Raw genomic sequence first — 20,729 nt, 5'->3', positions numbered from 1 at the left:
CAACCGCGATGTACATACTGAGTGCAGGCGCTCAAATTTGCAGCCGAATTATTTGTTTTATTCGTTTGTAGTGCCTGATCGTTTTAGAAAACCGACGCGAAGCAATACCGGTCGGATTATAACTGCAGAGAGCGCTGATGAACGCGTCTGATTTTGATCCCAACGACATGCATCTAACCGCCAAGCGGATTCTGGTTACGGGTGGCGCAGGCTTTCTCGGCTCGCACCTGTGCGAGGCCCTGCTGAAACAAGGGCACGAGGTTTTGTGTGTCGACAATTTTTTCACGGGTCGGCGCGGAAACCTGCACCACCTGCTACAAAACCCCCGCTTCGAGGTCATGCGCCATGACGTGACCTTTCCGCTGTATGTTGAAGTGGATGAGATTTACAATCTGGCCTGCCCGGCCTCTCCGTTCCATTACCAGCACGATCCGGTCCAGACGACCAAGACGGCTGTGCATGGTGCGATCAATATGCTGGGACTGGCCAAGCGGGTCGGTGCTCGAATTCTGCAGGCTTCGACGTCCGAGATTTACGGCGATCCGCAAATTCACCCGCAAACCGAGGATTACGTCGGCCACGTCAATCCGATCGGACCGCGTTCATGTTATGATGAGGGCAAACGCTGTGCCGAGACGTTGTTCTTTGACTATTACCGCCAGCACAACCTGCCGATCAAAGTGGCGCGGATCTTCAACACCTACGGGCCGAACATGCATCCCGATGATGGGCGTGTCGTATCCAATTTTATCATGCAAGCCCTGAACGGAGAGCCTATCACCATTTACGGTGACGGCAGTCAGACCCGGTCCTTCTGCTATGTATCCGATCTGATTGACGGGCTGATTAAGCTGATGGAATCCTCTGATGATGTGACCGGGCCGATTAACCTGGGCAATCCGGTGGAATTGAGCATTCGTGAGCTGGCCGAGTCAGTGATCCGCCAGACCGGCTCGAACTCTGAGCTGGTGCAGCGCCCGTTGCCGCCAGACGACCCAATCCAACGCCAGCCGGATATCACGCGAGCCCAGGAACAGCTGGGGTGGTCACCTCACGTACCGCTGGAAGAAGGGCTGGAAGCAACAATCGCCTATTTCCGGCGCATAGCTGTGGCGGCGGAGAGCGCTGTAGAACGGATATGAACGTATCGGTTTCCTCTGATAGGCCATCTTGGCGAATTGGAGGATTTCTGCTGCTTGCCGCGGCGGTGCTTGCCTGTTTGTCCGTGCTTTTGATAAATGGCGGGCCTCTCTACTACTTCGACACCGGCAGTTATATTCGACAGGGCAACGTGGCGCTGAACAGTTTGCTGCCAACAATAAGCGAGAGCGGCAGCGCAGGTGGAAGTAGCGCTGCGGATCAGGACAATACCGCAACCGGATCCCGGTCACTGATCTATGGCATTGTCATGGCCCTCTTTTTTCGCGCGGGCGCCCTTATTGCCGTTCCAATCTTTCATATGGCTGGCATATTTCTGGTTGTTTGGCTTCTGGCACGGACGACAAACCGCACTCTGGAAGAGGCCCGCAGCACATCTTTGCTGACCACAGTGCCGCTTCTGGTTGCGGCTCTTTCCTCATTGCCGTTTTACATCGCCTATATGATGCCGGACATATTTGCGCCGGTTTTGCTGATCGTAATCGCTGCGCTGACGGCGGTCGGTCGCACAATGCGAGGCTGGGAACTTTTTGTGATGTCAGGTCTGGCTGTGTTTTCCGTCATTTCACACCCGTCACATCTGGCAATCGCTGGGCTTATGGTGCCTTTTGTGATCCTGGCCGCCCTATTCATGAAAGCACGGGGGCGATGGCGGGCAGTGATATTGCTTGTGATCGTGCTTGCGATTGCAGTGGCCGAGCGCAAAGCCTTTCAGATCGCGGTGGAAACCAAAACAAACAAAGAAGTCGTCTATACACCCCACATCACCGCGCGGCTGATTGTAGATGGGCCGGGCATGGACTACCTGAACGACGCCTGCCCCGACACAAACATACCGACATGCGCCCTGCACGAGGCCCTTTCATGGTCTGATGATCCCTATCGGTTGACTGTGTCGCATATCATTTTCGAGCGCTCGCCCAAGCTTGGATCATTCCGGCTTATGTCAGCAGAAGACCAGAAGAAGGTTGCACGTTCCCAGCGTGACTTCGCCAAGGCTGTGTTTCTTTCCCGTCCCATTGCCACATCTTGGGCCCTGGCCAAGAATGGTTATCGCCAAATTTTGCGTGACAGCGTTTGGATGACAATCCCGACAGAGCAGGCGCTTGACAACGCTCGCCATCTTGCACGGTTAGACGACTCTCAACTGCATCTGATTCAAGGCGGCCTGCTGTCCAAGGATCGCGGTTGGCTTACGCCGGTTAATGCGCTGCACGGCTTTATCTATGCCGTTTCGTTTGCTGTTATCGTGGTCTTTTTGCTGACCCCGCGCAGCGTGCCGCGCGATATCAAGCTATTTGCCCTATTCATCCTGATAGGAATTGCGGTCAATGCGCTGGTTTGTGGTGGGGTGTCACAGCCAGCGGACCGATATGGCGCTCGCGTGATGTGGTTGCTTCCGTTCACTGCAGCCTTTCTTCTTATCATAAGGTGGCCCCCTGCCCTGCGCGCCGCCACCAAAAGGGATTTGTGATGTCGGATCATTCATTGTCCATTAGTGTCGTTATGCCCGCCTACAATGCCGAGCATATGTTGCCCCGCGTTCTGACCCCGCTGATTGAATTGCTGAATGTCGGACAGGTGCAGCAGGTTCTGGTTGTGGATGACCAGTCCCCAGACGGAACGGCCGCGCTTGCACACGAGATGGGGGCGACGGTCCTGACAACACCGGTCAATGGTGGGCCGGGCGCAGCCCGCAACCTGGCTGCGCAGCACGCCACGGGCGATATACTATGGTTCGTCGATTCCGACGTCATCGCCTGGCCCGACGGCCCGGAACATATCCGCCGCGCCATGTCCGAAGATAATGTCGCTGCCGTTTTCGGCTCGTATGATGATGCACCGGACGGGCAGTCCTGGTTTTCGCGCTATAAAAACCTTTTGCACCGTTATCACCACCAACGCGCACGGCGCGAGGCCCAAACTTTCTGGGCTGGGTGCGGTGCCATCCGGCGCGACGTTTTCCTTGAGGTCGGCGGGTTCGACGTCAAAACCTATGAGGTCCCGTCGATTGAAGATATCGAGCTGGGGTATCGGATTGCCAATGCTGGCTACCGCATCCTTGTCGAGCCGCAGTTGCAGGGCAAACATCTGAAGGTCTGGACCATGCGCAACAGCCTGACCACTGACATCTATTGCCGCGCACTGCCCTGGGCCCGGCTGATGATTTCACGCGAAGGGCTGACAGACGATCTGAACACCTCGATGGCCGAACGGGTTCGGGCCGCGATTGCTGGTCTGCTGTTGTTGTCGGTTCTGGCCCTGCCCTTCTGGCCGGGTGCATGGGCCCTGCCTTTGCTTTTGCTAGTGGCGGCTTTGGTCGCCAATTTCGATCTGGTGCGCACGATGGCCGGGCATGGTGGGGCATGGTTTGCCTTTAAATGCCTACTGTATCACCAAGTGTATTACGTCTATTCGGCCACGATCTATGTCTGGTGCCTGTTCGAGTATCACGTTCTGGGGCAAAAGCAGAAACTCCATGTCACCCGAAACTGAAATTTCGGGCCCTGCGGCACGGATGCCGGATTTCCTAATCCTTGGCGCCGCGCGGGCCGGTACAACGGCGCTGTACAGCCATCTGCGGCAAAACCCGAGTATCTTCATGCCGTCCGCCAAAGAGCCCAATTTCTTTGCTTTCGAGGGCGAAGCCTTGAATTTCTCTGGGCCGGGCGCGGACTATGTCAACAACTCGGTCACGCAGATCGCCGACTATCATGCCCTGTTTTCCGATGCGCCAGTGGAGGCGGTCTGCGGAGAAGCATCCCCGCTATATCTTTATGCACCCAAGGCGCCTGAACGCATTCATCGCCGTATTCCCCGGGTGCGTATGGTGGTTATTCTGCGAAATCCAATAGATCAGGCCTTGTCCCATTACCTTTATGCGGTAAAGCAACGGATCGAACCGCTCGAGGATTTTTCCGCTGCATTGGACGCCGAAAACGAACGGCTTGCCGCAGGTTGGCAACCCCTGTTTGGGTATTCGCGCTTTCCGCTCTATGCACAGCAATTATCGCGCTATTTCAAGCTTTTCGACCGCAGCCAATTCCTGATCCGAACCTACGAAGAATTTCAGGACGATCCGAAAGACGTCATCGACAGCATCACTGCATTCATCGGGGCCGATACAAGCTTCCAATCTGACCTGTCATCGCGGGTAAATGCCGGCGGCGTGCCGCGCAGCCGTCTGTTTCAGGATTTCCTGATGAAACCCAACCCGATCACCGGAATGATCGCCCGTGTCATGTCACAGGAACTGCGCTGGAAAATCAGGGATCGCCTGTCCCAATTCAACCTCAAACGCGAGGTGGAAATGCCAGACCGCGCACGCGCGATCCTGCGTGAAAGGTTGCTGCCGGAAATCGAAGATTTGGAACATCTGTTGGACCGCGATCTAAGCTCCTGGCGAGCCTGATCGCACTTCTGGCAACAATTCCCCCAAATCCAGCAGAATGTGCATGCCGTACTTGTCGTTTTGCATTTCTGCCAAGGTGCAACCACCAATACTTTGATTTTGAGCAGCATGCTTTAGAATAGCCCTGTGTTTTATGGGCTGTTGTCCGGTCGATCGCAATTAGTACCGGGCGACGGTGATTTAGTGGTGACAGTTTTTTATGGACGACATTGACAGAGCAACAGCTTCGTCGCGAATGACACCGGACAGCAATGCGCGACGATTGTTCATCAGCCCCGTTATTGCACGGCGCGTTACCCTTTGTCTTTCGCTGCTTATGTTTGCCTTGGCGTTGGCTTATCTGCTGCTGAAGATCACGCAACTGTCTGCCCTTCCCGCAGGGTATGATTTCCGGTTCATCTGGGTGGCGGGTGACATGTGGCACAGTGGCATAAACCCCTACGGCCCGACGTTTTTGGCGCATGGCGAAGCAAATATTGAGGTCGGACATGTCCCGGTTCTGTGGCCTTACCCACCGACTTGGTGGATTTTTGCCGCGCCTTTGGGGGCGCTGGATTTGAACACTTCGAGTGTCGTCTGGAATATCTTCGGTCTGGTGATCGTCATCGCAATTTGCGGCATGTTGACCAGCGCTTTTACCACCGCATTTCCGGGGCGCGCCCAGATGATCGGCGAGTTCACGGGAGGTCAGGTTTTTTTCCCGCTTTTCAGTGTGGTGTTCTTTCTTTTAGCGATCCTCGAAGCTACCGCGATCCTGTTTTCCGTTGGTCAGACGACTCTGATCGCAGGGCTTGGCATTGCCGTTATGCTGTGGAGCCGCGTCGGCGGACGCCTCTTTTTCGAAGCCATCGGTTTGACGCTGGTACTGCTCAAACCGCAGATCGGAGCGCCTTTTGTGGTCCTATACCTGTTGTTTGATGCGCACTCTCGGAAAGTGGTTTTGATGGCCGTGCTTCTTTCCGCCCTGCTGACAGTGCCGCCGCTTTTGGTCGCTCCAAGTACCATTTTGGATTTCTTTCAAAATCTGGCTGCTTATGACGGTTTTACAATTGCCAACCTTCCACAATCCATGACGGGTCTGCGGCTGATCATTTGGGAGGTTACGGATCGTGATATCGGTAGCTCTGTGGCCACGATCATCACGCTCGTGATCATTGTGGTGCTGTGTCATGGCCCTACCCGGCTGACGCGCGCCTGCGACGCCAACAAACATAGCTGGCAGATCTTCGGATTGGCCTGCGCAGCTATCGTCGCGCTGGCGCCGCTGCATATATATGATTTTGTGCTGTTGGCCTCCCCGCTGACGCTGCTGTTCAGGGGGCGGATCGTCAGCACTCTGTTCGCCGGGCTTGGCGCATTGCTGATCTGGCGATCGGAAAACCTTGTCGATATCTGGGCCTTCCATGTGGACGGGGTCGAGATCTTTCCAAGCTCGCGTTTGGCAACCATTGGCGCCTTGCTGTTTTTAATAGCGGTCGTTGATACAGTTCTGCAGCTGAACAGACAGAAGGCCAGCGCTTCAAACCAGTCTTCGCGCGCATGACTGTTTTTCTAAAATCATCGCCTGCGCCGTCTCGTCCGTGGCGCATTGCGCTTGCTGGGTTTGCCGGGCTGGTCGCAGTGCTGATACTTGTTTTTTCAGTACAGAGTGCCTTGCCCGGCATCCGCGATCTGGCGCAATGGTGGATGCTGATGGTCGCGCTAGCGCTGACCCTCTTTTCCGTTTTTGTTTTGTGGGATCTGACGCTATCGGGTTTGATGCTGCTGCTTTTGTTTGTGGGCGGGGCATCGCAGCTTTATGTGACCCAACCGCTTTGGTACCCGGCGCTACGCCTCCCGCCCAGAACGACCATCGAAATGGCGATGTATGCCATAATTTTCGGACAGGGCGCCCTTTCGGCTTTTGTGTTGTTTAGAAATTCTAGTGACAGCAAACTCTCTCAGGTTATCAGCGATTTGGGCGTAAAACGCACTGCTCTGTTCCTTTTGCTCAGCGGTGCGTTCACCATACCGATCCTCGACCATCTTCGCCAAAACGAAATCGACGTCTATTTCATTCAGCTTGCGGCGGGGCTGATCCTTGTGGTCATCAACCTGGTGACGGTGATCGCATTGGCTGCCACCTTGCCCAGAGGGGTTACTCTGCCCGCGGGATGGCGATGGGCAGGCTGCATGGCCACTGTTTTTCTGATTGCGACATTGGTGCTGGAATGGTTGGCCTTTGAACGGGTGCCGCATGTTCAGGATGAGCTTGCCTATATGTTTCAGGCCAAGACCTATGCGAGTGGCGCCCTTTATGTGCCGGCACTGCCGGAAGGTCCCCGCGCAGCTTTTGAGTTTTATCTGCTAGATCATCATAACGGGCGCTGGATATCGGTCTTCACGCCCGGATGGCCTGCATTTCTGGCGGTGGGAGTTTTTTTTGGAGTGCCCTGGTTGGTGAACCCAATTCTGGGCACTGCGTCCATCTTTCTGGCGCAGGGGGTGATGCAACGGTTAACAAATGCCCGTACGGCCAGCATCAGCACTCTGATCCTGGCGACCTCCCCCTGGTTCATCGCGATGTCGGCGTCACTGATGTCCCATACATTCGCCCTGTTTCTTGTCTTGCTGGCCTGGCTTTTGATCCTTCGCGCCGAAGAAGGTGAATTGAAACGGGCCGTTCTACTGGTGTTTGTGGCCGGCTTGGCACTGGGTTGGTTGTTCCTGACCCGCAACCTTGACGGCCTGTTGCTTGGAATTCTGACGGGTCTGTTTCTGTTGTGGCGCGGAGGTGCCTTACGCCATCCCCTGACTGTACTCAGCTACAGCGTGGGATGCGTGGCAACCGGAAGCCTTATCTTTTTCTATAATTACTACTTCACTGGCGACCCGCTGTTGACAACATTATCAGACTATTATCAACGAACCTGGGTTGATGGATCCAACGCCTTTGGGTTTGGCCAAAACATAGGCTCCCCAGAAGGCTGGGGCCACATGGAACTGCGCCCGCATGAACATTCCCCGTTTGAAGGTCTGGTCAACACGCTGACCAATATCAGCGCGCTTCATACCGATTTCATGGGTTGGGGGATCGGGTCGCTCGTATTTGTCTGGATCTTGCTGATCTATGGCCGCATCAACGCCACGGACCGGATGATGCTTGCGATCATTATCGTCGTAGCGGGTGCACACGCCCTTTATTGGTTCGTAGCCAGCTTCTACGTGGGCCCACGATATTGGTTCATGATGATCGCTCCCCTGGTGTTCCTGAGTGCCAGAGGAGTTCTGGAAACTGGCATCCGATTGGAAACCATTGGCCTTTCGTCAGCTTCGGACAAACTTAACGCCGTGCTTATTATTCTGTGTTTGTTTTCAGTGACAGTATTTTTGTCCTACCGAGGCGTCACAAGATATCACGAGCATCGTACCTATGATGACCACTATCGCTATCTGTCGCTGCCTGACACGGAAGGTCTTGTCCAACCGCTGGTCTTAATCAATCCGAAAAGCCAAATTGCTTCGGCACTGTTCTTCAATGATCCTTCGTTTCCCTTGGACGAGCCGGTTTTCGCAAAGGATCTGGGAGGCACAGCGAATGACGCCGTGACTAAGGCTTTTCCGGGACGCCCCACCCTGTATTACGACGAGCGCGAAGAGACGTTTTCTCGGAAATAGACATTTCGCATGGGGCCGATTTGATTATCTTAGGCCCAATAGCTTTGCAATATCCCAGACCTGACGTGGAGAGGTTTGTGCTCCGCGACCGAAGATTGTTTCCCGAGGCACTTTGTAAATGGGTGCAATGCTCACCGGGACGTCTGCATTGCTAAAATCTTCTTCATAGGTGGGCAAATGATCAGTCACCAAAACCCTACCTTCCACGGCTTCGCCCAATCGAATTTCATCGGGCGCCAAAGCCTCAGTTTCCAAACGGACAAAGTAAGTAGGCGTGACATTGGCTGGAACCGGCATCTGTGCGTACACATAGACCGAGACAGTTCCCGCTAAGTATTGGTCCTGCAATTCGACATCTGACCAACCAGGGGGAAAGGCCTTCCTTATCAGAGCTGGCGTAATCCGGATCTCCTCAAGGTCAAAAAACGGGTCAGCGTCGATTTCAATCGCGATACGCTGCCCCAAATCGCGGGTCACTGTAAATGGGCGCAAAGTCGTAGGCCAACTCAGCCAAGTACTGACAGCAAGCCCTGCCAACGCCATCACAAAGGCTGAGGCCGGCGCTGCCTGAACCGGGCGCAACCGCCAGAAGACAATCAGCGGCAACAGAACAGCCGGTGCAAAATGGTGCGGCAGAATACGATAAGCCTGAACATAGAAGAACAGAACGTACCCTACAGTCATGAGTGTCAGCGTTCTGGAAAACGTATCCTGCCAGCGCCAGGCCAAAAGCGCTAGTCCAGGCAAAAGCCCGCCGGGCAGAAGCCAGAACAGAAACCGCTGCGTATCGAATATAGTCACATAGCGCAGACGACGCAGAATTGACCCCGTGCTGAATTCACCGGATACCCCCGTCACACCCGTTTTTGCCAGTATGGCCAAAGAGAAAGAACCTAGGATCACAATCGCCAGGGCTATCAACACTCCTACGATCACCTGCTTAATGGGTTGAAACCAGTTCAAAAGCAGGTGCGCCAATAGAAAGAACCCTATCAGCAGAATACCGTTTGGTGCGGAGCAAAGAGCTAGCGTTGACACAACCGCCATCCAACCGAAATTCTGGTCGCGGAAGAACAAGATGTACCCCAGAACTCCCAATAAAATGGGCGGTTCGCGCGTCATTGGCATGGCAATATCGGCAAAATATGGATTGTAGGATGGATTAAACGCCATCACGAAAGAAAACAGAACCAAGGCTGCGCCCAATCCTAAAACAGACCAAACATCGGTGCGGTTATTTGGTGAACGGATAAAAGCCAGCATCACCCCGAATAAAATCGACACGCCAGGCAGGTAAGCAAACCGAAGAGCCGCTTCGGACGACCCAAAAACACGAAGGAAGCTGGTTTGCAGAAATACCTCGGTCATCATTTTCGGATTTGGGTAACCGGTCATTGAACCAGCATCCAAAGGCCAAAACGGCAGTCCCCGAGAAATGAACAGAATAGCGCTCAGCAAGCTGTGCGCCCCATCGTCATTGAGAGCTTCCCAATAGAATTTGGGTGACAGCAACAGCAGAACAAATAAGGGAAGCAGAACCATACCGGCCACGTCCCATCCCCGGCCCCGGAAGATGTCCTGCGCAGGCCGTTTGATGGTTAAGGCAGCCCCGGGCAGGCAAAGCAGAACGATCAGCACGAGGAAAGCTGTTCCTGTCATCGGGATACCGCTGACAGCCTGCACAATAGCCGCAATCGTAGGTACGCCAAAAAGGGAAAGCGTAAAACCTTTCAACAGAAAATGTTCAAAACGGTCTTCGGGTCGAGCAATACCCAGCGCTAATAGCAGACCGGGGGTGACAATAAGTATCGACGCCGACAATGCCACCAGAGGCGCCCAGACATACAAAAAAAACGCATCCTTGGCGATAAAATAGGGGGACGGCCCCTCTGCGAATGCAACTTTTGCTGCAATCTGACCTGCTATGTTCTGTCCCATCCAGACGATGCCGACCAGAATTGCCAGCAAACCAAGATAAAAAAATTGCTTCATAGTTCTGGTCATTCAATCATTTCGAACTCTAAGAATTGTTGGTCCAAAAAGTCCGGCACAAACCAAGCGGGCTCGAAGCTCATCCGCTCATTCGAGTGCGGTTTCCTTTCTCAAACGCGGTTTCAGACCCTTTATTTCGAGGCTTTGACTCGAATTCTTCGTGGTAGGACCGTTCGACATTAACATCCCAAACGTCGTTTTCCTCGCCCAAAATATTGCGCGCGGCATACATGGCGGACAACATCGAATGGTCCTGATTGTTGTAACGATGCAGGCCATTGCGGCCGACGGTCTGAAAATTCTCAAACGTCTTCAGCCAATCACTGACAATATCCAGCGCTTCTTTGTAGTCGCCATCATAAACCGGATAGGCCTTAGGTTGCCTGATCACTGTAAAATCGATGACATCGCTTGCCTTGGCCAAACCCAACTGTTCCAGTTCCTGACCGGCCAATTCTTTGAGGTCCGCGTCTGACGACGACCACAGCCCGTCACCCTTCTGGCAGAAATACTCCATTCCGATGGACGAAGTGTCCTGGTTGGGCAGCATTTCCTTGGACCAGGCGCGGAAATTCTGGATGCGCCCGACCTTTACCTTGGGACTATGGATATAAATCCAGTTGTCCGGGAAAGGATCGGCGTGATCGAGCATCAAAGTCACGATCAGGAAATCGCGGTATCTCAGGCGATCGGCGGCCTCGACAACCTCTGGCGGCGGCGGCGGATCAAATGCATGGATCAGATCGCGCACGGCCATCGAGTTGATGAACTCTTCGCCCTCTACCCGTTCGGTCGTTTTGTCGCCATTTTCGTCCCAATGACGCACATCAATCGACGTCACGCGGTTGCCGTCGCGATTGACCTGCACCACTTCGGAATGTGTCTCAACACTGCCGCCCCTTTCCCGGATCAGATCGCGGGTTTTTTCCCACATCATACCGGGGCCAAGGCGGGGATACTGAAATTCTTCAATCAAGCTGGCGGTGTCATTGGCACCGGAAATCGCGTTCCAGACCGCCTTGGGCAAAGACAGGTTCTTGATCCGCTGTGCAGCCCAGTCCGCCCGAATTTCTGACGGCGGAATTCCCCAGACCTTTTTGGTGTAGCTGTGGAAGAAATGTAAATATAACCGCCCGCCAAAGCGGTTGATGACCCATTCTTCAAAGGTATCTTCTTGTTTTTTAGGCCGGATTTTCCATTTCACGAAGCTGCCGATGATCTTATAGGTCTCATAGGGGCCTATATTGCCAAGGGCGTTGAAGATACGCAGCGGGTAATCATAAAACTTGCCGCGATAGAAAATGCGGCTCAGGCGTTGCACGGTGATGAAATCATCTCCCATCACATCGTGCCACATATCTTCAACCTCGCGCACCTTGGTAAAAAACCGGTGCCCTCCGATATCAAAACGGTAACCATTGAAAGTTTCAGTGCGTGAAATGCCGCCAACCATGTCCGAGGCCTCAAAGACCTGTGGAACATGCGTGTCACTAAGTTTCTGAAGCTCGTGGGCTGCAGTCAACCCGGCAGGCCCGCCACCGATAATTACGACAGGAACGGTATCTTTTTGCAAATGACTAACACCCGTATACTCGAAAAAAACTGACTACAAACTACTAGAGGTTATCACCATTTCATAACAAATTCCTAATGACTGGTCCAAATAATATGCCCAGGCCTTTCACGTACCCAATCCGTATCCGGCAAAATGCAATCTGTGCTGCCATGACTTTGGGCTGCCGATCCCACAGGCAGGCACTGCGCCAGATCGCGTGCATTAACAGCAGACCTCTCGGAAAAATGCTGCCCGATGTCGGGATGGACGTCGCAAAAAAAAGTTTCGACGCCACCAGCCAACAGGTTGAGTTACATGAACTATTTCGTCAGGCCCTGATCTGCACATGAATTTCTTTCGCCTGTGCTGGGAAAACTTTAGGTCTGGTCGCAATTAAGCGCGCCATCCTACGGCATCAAAAGAACAGCCCGAACGAAGAAAAGGACAAGAGTGGTGTTGTCGCAACTTCGCTTCCGTCCAAAATTCCGAATCAACAATACACCCCGTTTTCCTTCATTGTGTGCTTTTGAGGGTCAGTTGTGCTGCGATGGCCAAGTGCCGAACCTGACTATCCACTGAATCTTGACACGGGCAACGTGCTCCCGCCTACTGCATGTAGGTGTTTATTGAGAACAAGGTCGTCGCTGGCTGACGTTCGTAGTTAACGATTGATGGCTGACCCCTTATTGGAGAGGGAGCAATTTTATGAAGTGCGTTATTCTGGCTGGTGGTTTCGGAACAAGGCTCAGCGAAGAGACCGTCAGGATACCAAAGCCTATGGTCGAGATCGGAGACAAACCGATCATCTGGCATATCATGAAGATCTACGCTGCCCACGGGGTCACGGATTTCATCGTCTGTCTTGGCTACAAGGGTTATGTGATCAAGGAGTACTTTGCGAATTTCTTTCTGCACAGTTCGGACGTCACCATTGATCTGGCTAATGGCGGCCTTGAAATCGCGAACAGCAGATCGGAACCCTGGCGCGTGACGCTGGTCAATACCGGTCAGGACAGCCAGACCGGCGGGCGGCTTCGCCGGGTCATGCATCTGCTCAAGGATGAAGAGGCCTTTTGCATGACCTACGGGGACGGGGTCGGAAATGTCGATATTAGCGCACTGATCGCGTTCCACAAAAACCACGGCAGACGCGCAACGCTGACTGCGGTGGTCCCACCGGGACGCTTTGGGGCATTGGAACTGGACGGCGACCGGATCGACCGTTTCGCCGAAAAGCCGGGGGGCGATGGCGGGTTTATCAACGGCGGGTTCTTCGTATTGAATCCATCGGTCGGTGAATTGCTGCATGGAGATAGTGAGATTTGGGAGCGCGCCCCGCTTGAGTCCTTGGCTGCAGACGGTGATCTGATGGCGTTCCGCCACAGAGGGTTCTGGCAACCGATGGACACACTCCGCGACCGCCGCCAGCTTGAAGAGCGTTGGCAGGAAGACAACGCCCCATGGAAGGTCTGGGAATGACCCTAAGGCTTTCTCCGAAAATCATCCTGCTGGGCAATCTGGGCTATATCGGTCCGATTGTGGCCGCCACTTTGCGGAAATCCTGGCCCAACGCCAACTTGATCGGGGTCGATCCCGGGTTTTTCTCGGACCGGCTCACCACACATAATGCGTGGCCCGAACGGTTTCTGAACCAGCAGATCATTGCTGATATCCGCGACATCGATTCCTCGTTGTTCCAAGGGGCCGATGCAGTTGTTGCGTTGGCGGCGGTTTCAAATGACCCGATGGGTGCGCGGTTTGAAACCGTCACCACGGAAATCAATCAGGACGCCATTGTACAGACCGCACATCTGGCTGCCGAAGCCGGGGTATCGCGGTTTGTCTTTGCCTCCAGCTGTTCCGTATATGGATTTGCCGAGGGCGATGCGCGGTCCGAGGATGCACCATTGAATCCACTGACAGCCTATGCCCGCAGCAAAATCGGAACCGAGCGGGCGCTAGAGGCCATGAACACGCCAGGAATGCTGCGCACTGCGCTGCGCTTTGCCACCGCTTGCGGGCCATCGCCCCGGCTGCGGCTTGATCTAGTGTTAAACGATTTTGCCGCTTGCGCCGTCACTGCAGGTAAGATCACTGTGCTGAGTGACGGCAGCCCATGGCGGCCGCTCATCGACGTGCGTGACATGGCCCGAGCCATCGAATGGGCAATCAACCGGACCGAAGATGCCGGTGGCCAATGGTTGGCAGTCAATGCCGGATCGGATGCGTGGAACTATCAGATCCGCGATCTCGCGCAGGCCGTGGCTGAAGCCGTGCCAGGGGCCAGCTATTCAATCAATCCCGATGCTGCCCCTGACAGCCGTTCGTATAAGGTCGACTTTTCGCTGTATAAGCAATTGGCGCCCGAACATCAGCCCGTCCAGACGCTTAGGGGTACGATCGCCGATCTGCTGCACTTGTTGAATGAAATCCATTTTAAAGACCCCGATTTCAGGTCCTCACCGCTGATGCGACTGAAAGCGCTGGAAGAACATATCCACAATGGCGTGCTGAGCGAGGACCTGCGCTGGAGGATGCCGCAATGACACAACCTATTTGCAGACACTGTGCCGCACCGCTGAGCCAAACATTGGTCGATCTCGGGCTGTCGCCACTGGCCAATTCCTATGTACCGCCCGAACGCGCGAACACAGCCTGCCCGCGTTACCCGCTGCATGCCTGGGTTTGCAACGATTGCTATTTGGTTCAGGTCGAAGATGCGGTGCCCGCTGACGAAATTTTCAATGCCGATTACGCGTATTTCTCTAGCTATTCAGACAGTTGGCTGGCTCACGCCAAAGCATATGTCGACAACATGGTCGACCGCCTTCATCTGGGCCCGGATGATCTGGTAATCGAAATCGCCTCGAATGATGGGTACCTGCTGCAATATTTTGTCGAAAAGGGTATTCCGGTGCTGGGCATCGAACCCTCGGGTAGCGTAGCAGCCGCCGCCGAAGAAAAAGGCGTGCGCACGCTTGTCGATTATTTCGGCGAAACACTGGCCCAGAAGGTCGCCGCAGCCGAGAAACCACCGGCACTGATCGCCTCGGCTAACGTTCTGGCCCACGTGCCTGACATCAACGATTTCGTCGCCGGAATCGCCACTTTGCTAACTGGTGACGCGGTCTATACTGTCGAATTTCCGCATCTTCTGAACCTGATCAACGAAGTGCAGTTCGACACGATTTATCACGAACATTATTCCTATCTGTCGCTGTTGGCGGTCGAAAAGATTTTTGCCAAAGCCGGTCTGCGCGTGTTCGATGTCGAGGAACTGCCCACTCATGGCGGCTCGTTGCGGGTATTTGCCTGTCTTGAAGGGGCCAGCCACCCAGAAGGACCGGGCCTTGCCAAGGTCCGCGCTGACGAAGCGGCGGCGCAATTCGACCGCCCCGAGGGCTATATGAACTTTACCGGCCAGGTCGAGGCGGTGCGCGACGGGCTGCTTGCCTTCCTGCGCGAGGTCGCGGCCCGCGGTGATACCATCGCCGCGTATGGGGCGGCTGCCAAAGGCAATACATTACTGAACTATGCCGAGATCGGGCCCGACCTGATTTCATATTGTGTGGATCGCAACCCGGCCAAGCAGAACACGCTTTTGCCCGGCAGCCACATTCCTGTACACGGGGTCGAGGCGCTGCGCGAGACACCACCCAATTATGTTTTGATCCTGCCCTGGAACATCCGGGACGAAGTCATCGATCAATTGGCCGATCTCAAGGCCTGCGGCACCCGGTTCGCAACAGCCGTGCCAGAGGTCAGGATCAGCTAATGGCACGGGTTCTGCTGAGCGGAGCAACCGGTTTGATCGGCCGTGCGACAGCATCGGCTTTGGCAGGGGCAGGCCATGAAGTCGTGACACTGGGCCGGAACCCGGGCAGCGACATCATCTGCAATCTGCTGAACCCCATCGCCACAACAACAGCCCTTGAAACAGCCCAAGCCAGCCATCTGGTTCATCTGGCATGGCATGACGGGCCGCGCGATCGCTGGGTTTCTTCGGCCAATCTGAATTGGATGGCGGCCACGTTGCATCTGGTGCAGGAATTTGCACGCATAGGCGGCCAACGCGCGGTCTGCGCAGGAAGCTGTGCCGAATATGACTGGTCTGAGGCGACCCTGACAGAAACAAGCCCATTGCGACCCCGCACGCTTTACGGGGCGGCCAAGGCCGGGACCAGTCTGGCGTTGTGCAAAGGGCAAGACGCGCTTGGCCTTTCGCTGGCCTGGGCCCGCATCTTTTTCGTTTACGGGCCGGGCGAGCCGCCAGGGCGGCTGCTTGGGGATCTGATTTCAAACCTTCGTGCGGGTCAGCCGGTGAAGTGTACCGATGGGCTGCAAAAGCGTGACTTTCTGCATGTCGACGATCTGGCCCGCGCGTTGTCGCGCCTATTGGACACCGATGAGGTCGGTGCGGTCAATGTTGCCAGCGGCACCGCAATCGCGGTGCGGGACCTGATTGCAGAGGTCGCAACCCAGATGCATCACACCGATCTGGTCCAATTGGGCGCAATTGCGCGAGCCCCGGACGATCCGGACCTGTTGGAGGCGGACGTGACCCGGTTGCGCAACAAGGTCGGTTTTATACCGCAGCATAACTTGAATTCGGGGGTGGCAGATATTCTGCGCGCCGAAGGGAGGGCATTGTGAAAAAATTGCTTGCCCCCCGACGAAATTCCTTCATGCGCTTTGTGTTGGTCGGAATATTGAACACCGCGTTCGGCTATATACTTTTTGCCATCCTCAGCCTGTCCGGCCTGCCGCCGCAGATCGCGCTGGTAATCTCATTTTCTGTTGGGGTTCTATGGAACTTCATTACCCATGCTCGGCTTGTATTCGACTCTAAGGGCCTGAATCGATTGCCTCACTATATTCTGTCCTATGTGATGGTTTACGCTTTCAATGCATTTTCGTTGGAAGGCCTGTTGTCACTTGGTTTGCAGCCGATCATAGCGCAGGGGCTGATTGTGTTGCCTGCGGCCGTTCTGGCATTCATAGCCATTTCTCGAGCGCTGACAGATCGCTTTCCTTGGCAACAGAAAGCCTGACAAATCCGCCCTGCGCCAGAGTTCCCAGCCTATAGCGAACGCTCCTTGTGAGCGCACCTAGGCCTAGTTGGCATCCCTCAGATAGATAAACTTCACGTCCGGCGAAGGTTTCGATCACAGCCGCGTTCTGCTTAGCCACAAATCTCGCAGGAAAATCGGTTTATCCAATGATCAATGAAACAAAGGATAGACCCTATGTTGTGTTGTGCGGACACAAGTACCAGCGCACTTCCAATATCTTCGGCCTGCGCCATCCACCTTATGTCGCAAGAATAATTGACATAATTCTCGTATTTCGAGACCCTACGCCAGCGGGCGAAACTGACAACTGAAATTGCGCCCAAAAACAGAAAAACATTACCAATGTTAGACTTTGTCAAACCGTTGCACCAGAGCAATGTCCCGCAGCGTCAACCCCGAGCCTGTTCGGAGCAAGCACCACAGGCCAGCTGGAACCATGAAAACCGTCGCGGAATACGCTATCAAGAATGCGCCGACAGCCAGAATCCAAAAAAGAGGTTGCCGTAAGCAAGACAATCAAATCGGCACGTTCCAGACTGACGGAACGCTGCAGAATGTCATGGGTCAGACAAACCGATGCCGTAGTCATAGCGGTATAACAGATACGCATCTTGGCTAGCGTGGTATTCGTAATCGCAGGCCCGCAACTCAAAGCGCGGCCCCAGCTCAGAAGACCAACCCGGAATGGACCCCTTATGCTCGATCTACATCATTGAGCATTGCTGGGTCCCTGGCAGGGCCTTCGATGTTGATACGTTCCTGTTCGGTAACAATAGGACCACCTCGGACCTGGTTGTGTATTGAAGTGATGTATTCTCCCAGCATACCGATAAACAGCATCTGTACACCCGAAAGAAAAAACAACGCCACGATAATAGTCGTGGTTCCGCGCGGTGCTTGATCCGGGTCGACGAAATAAAGCAGCGTAGAAATGATCGAGAACAGGATACAACTGATCGCGATCACCAGCCCGCTGAGCGTACAGAACCGCATTGGTGCCCGTGTAAATGAGAAGATCGCATTCAGCGCCTGATCGGTCAGTGCCATCAGGCTGTGTTTGGACATTCCTCTTTTCCGAGCCTTCCAAACGTATGGAAGGATAATCCTGCGGAAGCCGCAGCTTGCAATGATACCACGGATATAAGGGTAGTGATCGTTATGAGACAGCACGGCCTTCAAAACCTTGCGGTCGATCAACTGAAACTCTCCTACCGAAGGTTCCAACCATACATCTGATAACCTATTGACAACAGAATAAAAAATACCACGCGCGCTGCGCATGAGGAACCCTTCTTCTCGGGTACTGCGCGCGCCGGCCACCACGTCATAGCCACTTTCCCAAAGCTCGACAAATTCGGGGATCATTTCGGGCGGATCCTGTAGATCGACCGGCAGCATGACAACGATACCGTCGCCGCTGGCGTAACGCAGACCGTTGAACGTTGACCTAAACACCCCGAAATTGCGGGCATTCACAACGACCTTCACATCTTGATCTTTTTCGGCAATTTCCCGCAAAATTTCCACGGTTCGGTCACTTGAAGCATTGTCGATGAAAATGTGCTCTCGCTTGTAGCCAGGCAAATCCTTATCGAAAATCGCTTTAACGGTTTTGTAGCAATCCGCCACATTGCTTTCTTCATTAAAGCACGGTGAGATAATAGAAATGGTTTTCATATCATATCTTTGCTTGACAACTACAAACACCGGTTACCGACCGCCGGTTCGGTCACAATTATATCATCGTGCGCCCTTGCAGATTCGCGCAACAGGCAATCAGCGAAAATGTTTTAGAATGCAGTGTGTTTAGCGCCACAGCCCTAATTCCAACTCCTGGACCCAAGAAGGGGTAGATCCGGAAATCACGCATCCCTTTTCTTGGCCCAATTAGATGCTCGACTGTGAACTACGCTGGCACACACGCAAGGTTCAGGCCTGGCGCATCCCGAACACGACAGAGACCGACTTCTTCGTCGATGTGATGAAAGAAGCAATCCACCACTTCGGCCCTCCTGAGATCATGAACACCGATCAGGGCAGCCAGCCCCCCAAGTCGTGGTCCACCGGCTGAGAAAAGACGATACGCAACCCGATCAGCAGGCGCAGTTAGTGGTTTAAACTTGGCGTCGACCTGACCAATAATTGTAGAGCAACTCGACTAGCCCAGGCCATAGCAGATCACCTTGCTTTGGGACGCGGTCACGGTACTTCGTGGGTCCGGCCGAAGTTGCTGGGTTTTCAATAGAATACTATGTATCTCTGTTGATCAATGTCGCCAATGCTGGCGCTTTATAACGTGATATCAGAAGCTTGTATGCTGTTCAGAGCAGACCTATTGATCTATTATGATCGGGACTCATTGGAGTTTGACCTCATATGGCTCGTAAAATTCGTAACCGATTATTCAGGCTTCACACTTGGATTGGATTATATCTTTCCGCCTTTTTCACCTTCATGTTTCTGACAGGCACATTGCTTGTGGCCGGGTTGGAGATTGAATCCATAGGTCGGCCCGCGATCTGGACGACCCTAGAAGAAGACAAGCGCACAGCAAGTTTTGGCCAAATCTATGACGGGATCAAATCCGCCCATCCTGAAGGCGATGTTTTCGTGATCCTCAAGCAGCCAACCTCGTGGTTCGTGGACCGCACATACGGGCGCACAGGGTGGGGTGAGAACATCAATTACTGGACAAATCCCACTACGGGCACCGTCATTCATGAGACAAGGGACATAGGGTTCAACACCATTCTTGGTGGGCTTCACGATACGTTTCTGATCGATAAAAGAATTGTGTTCATTCTCATTAGTGCGATGTCCATCCCATTACTTTTCCAGATGGTCAGCGGGCTGATCACCTACCGGCGTTTCTGGAAAGGATTTTTCAGATGGCCCAGCAGCTCGGGCGGCTTCAGATCATGGGCAGGCGGCGCCCATCGGCTAGCAGCTCTTTGGGCGGCACCGCTGGTCTTTTTGATTGCTATAACAAGCTTCTTTTTTCTGCTGGGTGGACTTGGGATTGAGGGGGGAAAACTAAAGTTCCAACCCCCTGCACCGCGTGAAGCCGCGCTGCCGGACGGGTTTGACGGGTCCGTCATCGATGCAGCCGAAGCACACGCTCGGGCTGCGCTTCCAGGCTTTCAACCGGTCAACCTGGCAATCCCCGGTGGAAAGGCTGGCAGTCTGCGTTTCTTTGGGCTGCATCAGGATTTTTCGTATCTACGCGGAGAGATCACCGTAGCTGTTGATCCCCTCACATTAGAGGTTCTCAACATCTACACACCAGCTGACTTCAGGGGGCTTGCGCGCCTGAACCATTTGATGGAGCTGCTTCATTACGGAGTTTGGGGTGGAGCATATTCAATGGTGCTGTGGATTATTCTGGGGCTCGTGGCCACAGCTCTCGCTTTTACCGGCTCGCTTGTTTATGCTGCCCGTCTGGCACCGACTGTCTCAACCGGCAGTTCTAACCTGCGTTTCTGGCGTAGGATGGGGCCACTGCGTTGGGTATACCTGCTGGTGCTGCTGGCCACTCTTTTCGCCGTATCATGGCGCTTGCACTCGGATGCCTATATACCGTCCCGCGTGCATCCGGTTGATGCCAAAGGCACTGTGGCACAGCTGGTCCTGCATGAACCGTTACGGCGCGGTACCCTGATCGAGATTGAATTGCGGATCGGCGCACCGGATGTCAGTGCGGCTTTGGTCGAAGTTAACGGAACTGCAGCACAGTCGGTTAATCTGGTCCGAGACGGAGACAAGGCTTTGGGCCGTTTTAGATTTGAGCCCCTCGAGACAGAAAACGAGGTCATCGCCTACTTGAAGAAACCCGATGGTACGGAACAGAAAGTCACCTTCCGAATGGGCAGCCCTATCTGGTGAT

16 protein-coding genes are annotated in these 20,729 nt (G+C 54.1%); 13 read left to right on the top strand and 3 right to left on the bottom strand.

From position 1 onward, the window contains the following. The first annotated feature begins 137 nt into the window (after window positions 1-137). The 6 genes from ACR0B0_RS09350 (at window position 138) to ACR0B0_RS09325 (ending at window position 8,227) form a co-directional block, all read left to right on the top strand. Window positions 138-1,142, top strand: coding sequence for a UDP-glucuronic acid decarboxylase family protein (locus ACR0B0_RS09350; protein ID WP_437440774.1), 1,005 nt, complete (start codon window positions 138-140; stop codon window positions 1,140-1,142). A gap of 77 nt (window positions 1,143-1,219) precedes the next feature. Beyond that, window positions 1,220-2,632: a hypothetical protein gene (locus ACR0B0_RS09345; RefSeq protein ID WP_480647477.1), complete on the top strand. Its 1,413-nt coding sequence runs from the start codon at window positions 1,220-1,222 to the stop codon at window positions 2,630-2,632. Next, window positions 2,632-3,654: a glycosyltransferase family 2 protein gene (locus ACR0B0_RS09340; protein ID WP_170350106.1), complete on the top strand. Its 1,023-nt coding sequence runs from the start codon at window positions 2,632-2,634 to the stop codon at window positions 3,652-3,654. The genes ACR0B0_RS09345 and ACR0B0_RS09340 overlap by 1 nt, the downstream gene beginning before the upstream one ends. Beyond that, a complete protein-coding gene (locus ACR0B0_RS09335; protein ID WP_170350105.1) occupies window positions 3,638-4,570 on the top strand; it encodes a sulfotransferase domain-containing protein in 933 nt (310 codons plus the stop codon). Before ACR0B0_RS09340 ends, ACR0B0_RS09335 begins: the two co-directional genes overlap by 17 nt. A 199-nt stretch (window positions 4,571-4,769) precedes the next feature. Next, a complete protein-coding gene (locus ACR0B0_RS09330) occupies window positions 4,770-6,113 on the top strand; it encodes a glycosyltransferase family 87 protein (protein ID WP_480647475.1) in 1,344 nt (447 codons plus the stop codon). Then, on the top strand, window positions 6,110-8,227 hold the full coding sequence (locus ACR0B0_RS09325) for a hypothetical protein (RefSeq protein ID WP_480647473.1): 2,118 nt from the start codon (window positions 6,110-6,112) through the stop codon (window positions 8,225-8,227). The genes ACR0B0_RS09330 and ACR0B0_RS09325 overlap by 4 nt, the downstream gene beginning before the upstream one ends. Before the next feature lie 24 nt (window positions 8,228-8,251). Here the strand turns inward: ACR0B0_RS09325 and ACR0B0_RS09320 are convergent, their stop codons facing one another. Together ACR0B0_RS09320 and ACR0B0_RS09315 are read right to left on the bottom strand one after the other, a co-directional pair. Then, entirely contained in the window at window positions 8,252-10,219 is a 1,968-nt protein-coding gene (locus tag ACR0B0_RS09320) for a hypothetical protein (RefSeq protein WP_480647472.1), read from the bottom strand. A 79-nt stretch (window positions 10,220-10,298) separates the two neighbouring features. After that, on the bottom strand, window positions 10,299-11,792 hold the full coding sequence (locus ACR0B0_RS09315; RefSeq protein ID WP_170376775.1) for an NAD(P)/FAD-dependent oxidoreductase: 1,494 nt from the start codon (window positions 11,790-11,792) through the stop codon (window positions 10,299-10,301). A 687-nt stretch (window positions 11,793-12,479) separates the two neighbouring features. Between ACR0B0_RS09315 and rfbF the strand changes: the two genes are divergently transcribed. From rfbF to ACR0B0_RS09290, 5 genes are read left to right on the top strand one after another with little or no spacing between them, the layout of a single operon-like run. Continuing rightward, window positions 12,480-13,253: a glucose-1-phosphate cytidylyltransferase gene (gene rfbF / locus ACR0B0_RS09310; protein ID WP_480647469.1), complete on the top strand. Its 774-nt coding sequence runs from the start codon at window positions 12,480-12,482 to the stop codon at window positions 13,251-13,253. Beyond that, a complete protein-coding gene (locus ACR0B0_RS09305) occupies window positions 13,235-14,320 on the top strand; it encodes an NAD-dependent epimerase/dehydratase family protein (RefSeq protein ID WP_480647467.1) in 1,086 nt (361 codons plus the stop codon). The genes rfbF and ACR0B0_RS09305 overlap by 19 nt, the downstream gene beginning before the upstream one ends. Continuing rightward, a complete protein-coding gene (locus ACR0B0_RS09300; RefSeq protein ID WP_480647465.1) occupies window positions 14,317-15,549 on the top strand; it encodes a methyltransferase domain-containing protein in 1,233 nt (410 codons plus the stop codon). Before ACR0B0_RS09305 ends, ACR0B0_RS09300 begins: the two co-directional genes overlap by 4 nt. Continuing rightward, the gene (locus ACR0B0_RS09295; protein ID WP_170376781.1) at window positions 15,549-16,427 is read left to right on the top strand and encodes an NAD-dependent epimerase/dehydratase family protein; all 879 of its coding nucleotides are present in this window, start codon (window positions 15,549-15,551) and stop codon (window positions 16,425-16,427) included. The genes ACR0B0_RS09300 and ACR0B0_RS09295 overlap by 1 nt, the downstream gene beginning before the upstream one ends. Next, the gene (locus tag ACR0B0_RS09290; protein ID WP_170376783.1) at window positions 16,424-16,825 is read left to right on the top strand and encodes a GtrA family protein; all 402 of its coding nucleotides are present in this window, start codon (window positions 16,424-16,426) and stop codon (window positions 16,823-16,825) included. The genes ACR0B0_RS09295 and ACR0B0_RS09290 overlap by 4 nt, the downstream gene beginning before the upstream one ends. Window positions 16,826-17,539: 714 nt before the next feature. Here the strand turns inward: ACR0B0_RS09290 and ACR0B0_RS09285 are convergent. Continuing rightward, window positions 17,540-18,523 carry a glycosyltransferase gene (locus ACR0B0_RS09285; RefSeq protein WP_170376785.1) on the bottom strand — a complete coding sequence of 328 codons (984 nt, stop codon included), beginning with the start codon at window positions 18,521-18,523 and terminating at the stop codon, window positions 17,540-17,542. Window positions 18,524-18,737: 214 nt separating this feature from the next. On the opposite strand from ACR0B0_RS09285, the gene ACR0B0_RS09280 reads away from it, so the two are divergent. Together ACR0B0_RS09280 and ACR0B0_RS09275 are read left to right on the top strand one after the other, a co-directional pair. Further along, a complete protein-coding gene (locus tag ACR0B0_RS09280; RefSeq protein ID WP_170350094.1) occupies window positions 18,738-18,917 on the top strand; it encodes a hypothetical protein in 180 nt (59 codons plus the stop codon). Window positions 18,918-19,222: 305 nt separating this feature from the next. Beyond that, window positions 19,223-20,728 (top strand): PepSY-associated TM helix domain-containing protein, encoded by a 1,506-nt coding sequence (locus ACR0B0_RS09275; protein WP_170350093.1) that lies wholly within the window; start codon window positions 19,223-19,225, stop codon window positions 20,726-20,728. Window position 20,729: the final 1 nt, after the last annotated feature.

The sequence above is a fragment of the Ruegeria sp. BA12 genome (assembly GCF_056539625.1).
This window is presented reverse-complemented; position numbering and strand designations above follow the sequence as displayed.

Coding starts and splice junctions, on each gene's coding strand:
- ACR0B0_RS09335 (WP_170350105.1), top strand. CDS start 3,638: ATGTCACCCGAAACTGAAATTTCGGGCCCTGCGGCACGGATGCCGGAT.
- ACR0B0_RS09320 (WP_480647472.1), bottom strand. CDS start 10,219: ATGAAGCAATTTTTTTATCTTGGTTTGCTGGCAATTCTGGTCGGCATC.
- ACR0B0_RS09285 (WP_170376785.1), bottom strand. CDS start 18,523: ATGAAAACCATTTCTATTATCTCACCGTGCTTTAATGAAGAAAGCAAT.
- ACR0B0_RS09340 (WP_170350106.1), top strand. CDS start 2,632: ATGTCGGATCATTCATTGTCCATTAGTGTCGTTATGCCCGCCTACAAT.
- ACR0B0_RS09350 (WP_437440774.1), top strand. CDS start 138: ATGAACGCGTCTGATTTTGATCCCAACGACATGCATCTAACCGCCAAG.
- ACR0B0_RS09280 (WP_170350094.1), top strand. CDS start 18,738: ATGCTCGACTGTGAACTACGCTGGCACACACGCAAGGTTCAGGCCTGG.
- ACR0B0_RS09295 (WP_170376781.1), top strand. CDS start 15,549: ATGGCACGGGTTCTGCTGAGCGGAGCAACCGGTTTGATCGGCCGTGCG.
- ACR0B0_RS09325 (WP_480647473.1), top strand. CDS start 6,110: ATGACTGTTTTTCTAAAATCATCGCCTGCGCCGTCTCGTCCGTGGCGC.
- rfbF (WP_480647469.1), top strand. CDS start 12,480: ATGAAGTGCGTTATTCTGGCTGGTGGTTTCGGAACAAGGCTCAGCGAA.
- ACR0B0_RS09305 (WP_480647467.1), top strand. CDS start 13,235: ATGGAAGGTCTGGGAATGACCCTAAGGCTTTCTCCGAAAATCATCCTG.
- ACR0B0_RS09330 (WP_480647475.1), top strand. CDS start 4,770: ATGGACGACATTGACAGAGCAACAGCTTCGTCGCGAATGACACCGGAC.
- ACR0B0_RS09275 (WP_170350093.1), top strand. CDS start 19,223: ATGGCTCGTAAAATTCGTAACCGATTATTCAGGCTTCACACTTGGATT.
- ACR0B0_RS09300 (WP_480647465.1), top strand. CDS start 14,317: ATGACACAACCTATTTGCAGACACTGTGCCGCACCGCTGAGCCAAACA.